Annotated in this window: 3 protein-coding genes; 2 read left to right on the top strand and 1 reads right to left on the bottom strand. The window is 28.6% G+C overall.

Features of this window, described 5'->3' with window-relative positions; all coding sequences use genetic code 11:
• The first annotated feature begins 694 nt into the window (after positions 1 to 694).
• On the top strand, positions 695 to 1,042 hold the full coding sequence (locus B3792_RS05010) for a helix-turn-helix domain-containing protein (protein WP_280050365.1): 348 nt from the start codon (positions 695 to 697) through the stop codon (positions 1,040 to 1,042).
• A gap of 21 nt (positions 1,043 to 1,063) precedes the next feature.
• Here the strand turns inward: B3792_RS05010 and B3792_RS05005 are convergent, their stop codons facing one another.
• On the bottom strand, positions 1,064 to 1,903 hold the full coding sequence (locus B3792_RS05005; RefSeq protein WP_291069030.1) for a tyrosine-type recombinase/integrase: 840 nt from the start codon (positions 1,901 to 1,903) through the stop codon (positions 1,064 to 1,066).
• Positions 1,904 to 2,084: 181 nt separating this feature from the next.
• Between B3792_RS05005 and B3792_RS05000 the strand changes: the two genes are divergently transcribed.
• Entirely contained in the window at positions 2,085 to 2,609 is a 525-nt protein-coding gene (locus tag B3792_RS05000) for a hypothetical protein (protein ID WP_291069028.1), read from the top strand.
• The last annotated feature ends 32 nt before the right edge of the window (positions 2,610 to 2,641 follow it).

Below are 2,641 nucleotides of genomic sequence, written 5' to 3'. Positions count from 1 at the left end.
TAAAATCTCAATTCTCATATCAAACATCTAATCTGTACATCATACATTTAACTCATTACTTATAACTCATTACTTACAACTTAAATCAGGTAGTAGCCCCAATAAATTTGGAAAATGGCAATAAAGGATTTACTTTTAATGTGCGAAAAAAAGAGTATAACCTAACTGTCAAAGTCTCATTACCGAGGCTCTGATAGAGAGCGAGTAAAGAAAGGGGAACCTTTTCTTTACGTTCCGTTAAATGTTATAAAACGGAGAATTGTTCTTTAAAAGAATGGTTAAAACGAACAGACTTTGTCTGGTGGTTTTTTACGGATGAATGGAATTTGTTTCGTTCTCATTTTGTGTTGGGTTTTATGGAACGATGTTTCTCGTGTATGAAGATATACTAGCAAAAAAAAGCAAGGCGGCTTCACACTTTAGAGTCAAGGGCGACCAAACCCTACTTATAAAACTTTCGATTTAATAAGTCACTATCTAAAGCATATGTGAAAACCGCCCATGCCGTATACGAAAGTACAAAACTTTTGAGACATGGAGCGATTTCACGATACTCTCGATAGTAAAATTGGTCGTTTTGACTCGAGATTCATCGTTTAATTATGACTATTAAAAGTCTAATTATCAATTCGCTTATACAAATATAATAATATTATTTTAATATCCAACAAGTTGGATAAAAAACTTTTATTAAATGAAGAAATTATTTGATTTTGAAACTACTCAATTTGACTTTGACTTGATAAATCACGTGAAAAATCTTAGGAAGGAACATGGTTTTACTAAAGATGAACTCAGTTTAAAAATGGGGGTTGCTAAATCTTTTGTTGGGAATGTAGAATCTGCTACACAGAGACACAAATACTCAACCCGTCACATCACTCTTTTAGCAAAAGCATTCGGGTACAAAAATATTGGTGAGTTATTAAACTTTCCAATTCCACAATACGACAGAATTAAAGTTACGGTAGAACAGACTTATAATGAGGCAGGCACTAAAGTATTGAAAAGTGAAGTGGTGAAGGTTGTTGAGATAAAATAATATGTTATATTTTACAAATTATCACAAAAAATCTAAAGGACTTGGTGTCGATTTTTTATCAATATCTGTAATATGCGTATAAATCATGGTAGTTCTAATGTCGTTATGACCTAATAATTCTTGAACTACACGAACATCAATTCCACTTTTTATAAGATGAGTAGCATATGAATGTCTTAATGTATGTACGCTGCCTTTTGATAAAACACCAGCTTTACTCATAGCATTTTTTAAAATTAATTGGACGCTTCTTTCGCTGTATTGATGCCCTTTAGCCCCTTCAAACAAAAAGTCTTTAGGTTGATAAACCTTATAGTATTCTCTCAATAATAGCAAAAGTTTATCTGGCAAAGCAACTATACGATCTTTGTTACCTTTACTTTGACGAATAAGAAGTAAATTACTTTCTGATTTTATATCTGCAATTTTTAAATTTATCAATTCGCTTAGTCGCAATCCACAGCTATAGATTATGGTAAGAATAGCTTTATGTTTTAAATTTTCTGTTGCATTTAATAAATTTCGTACTTCTTCTTGAGAAAAGAAAGTTGGTAATTTATTAACTTTTCGTTTCGGATAAAGATAATTTAATTCAATTTTCTGATTTTCAACTAATTCAAATACTTTTTTAATTGCTCCAACCAAAGAACGTTGATAGGAAACACTGATATTTTCTTGAATTACTTTTGTATTGATAAACAATTCGATTTCTGAAATAGGAATTTCATCTAATCTATTGTATTTTTCCATCTGTTCTAAGAAAACTTGGGTGTAACCACAATACGATTTTATGGTATTGTTTGCATATCGTTGTAATTTTAATCGATTTTGCAACGTTTTTAGAATCGTTTCGCTATCCATACATTCATTATTACATTTTACATCAAATTACTTCGTGATACATGAATATTATTTTAGTAAGTGTCTAATTTACAAAAAAATAATTATATTTGTTTTTAATTTTACGAAATGCGGATATAGTTGATTTTTTACGAAACAAAAGCTAGATCAGTTTCGTGAAAAAACAATGTTGTCCGCAATTTTGAAAAAAACCGTTCTAAAAAGAATTTTAGTGAAAATATTCAACACCTTTTTTTATATTTTAGTATTTTTAGCTTTGAGTTTTGTTCTTTACAACTCATTAACAACAAGTAATATAAAATTAGATAAAACTGAAATAATAACAGGTTCTTACAAATCGATTCATAGAAACAAACCTAAAAGAAAAGTAAGTGTTTCTTATAATTTGGAAATTGAAAACAACCCAAAAATTCTAAAAATAATTCCTGAATACACCAAATGTTTTAATTATCAACAGTTTATTTCAGACGTAAAACCTAACCAAAATATCGAAATTAGAATTGATAAAAATGCAAAATTTCTTTTTAACAATATTAAAAGTGTCGTTTCAATTCGAGTAAATTCAAAAGAATATATAAATCTAAATTGTGTAAATAACCAAATTAAAGAGAATAAAACTAAAATTCCTTTAATACTAATTGGTGGAATAATTTTGATTTTTTTAATAATTCTGATTCAGAAACGACTTGGAATAAAAATAAACTAAAAAAACTGCGTACAATAACTAAGCTTTCGTCT

Origin of the sequence: Empedobacter sp. UBA5924, assembly GCF_002431085.1 — a bacterium.
GTDB classification, from domain to species: Bacteria; Bacteroidota; Bacteroidia; order Flavobacteriales; family Weeksellaceae; genus Empedobacter; species Empedobacter falsenii_B.
Note: the sequence above shows the minus strand (reverse complement) of the source record. Positions and strands in the feature narration are given on the sequence as shown.

Excerpts from the sequence above, each read along its gene's own strand:
- B3792_RS05005 (WP_291069030.1), bottom strand. The coding sequence starts at position 1,903 with ATGGATAGCGAAACGATTCTAAAAACGTTGCAAAATCGATTAAAATTA.
- B3792_RS05010 (WP_280050365.1), top strand. The coding sequence starts at position 695 with ATGAAGAAATTATTTGATTTTGAAACTACTCAATTTGACTTTGACTTG.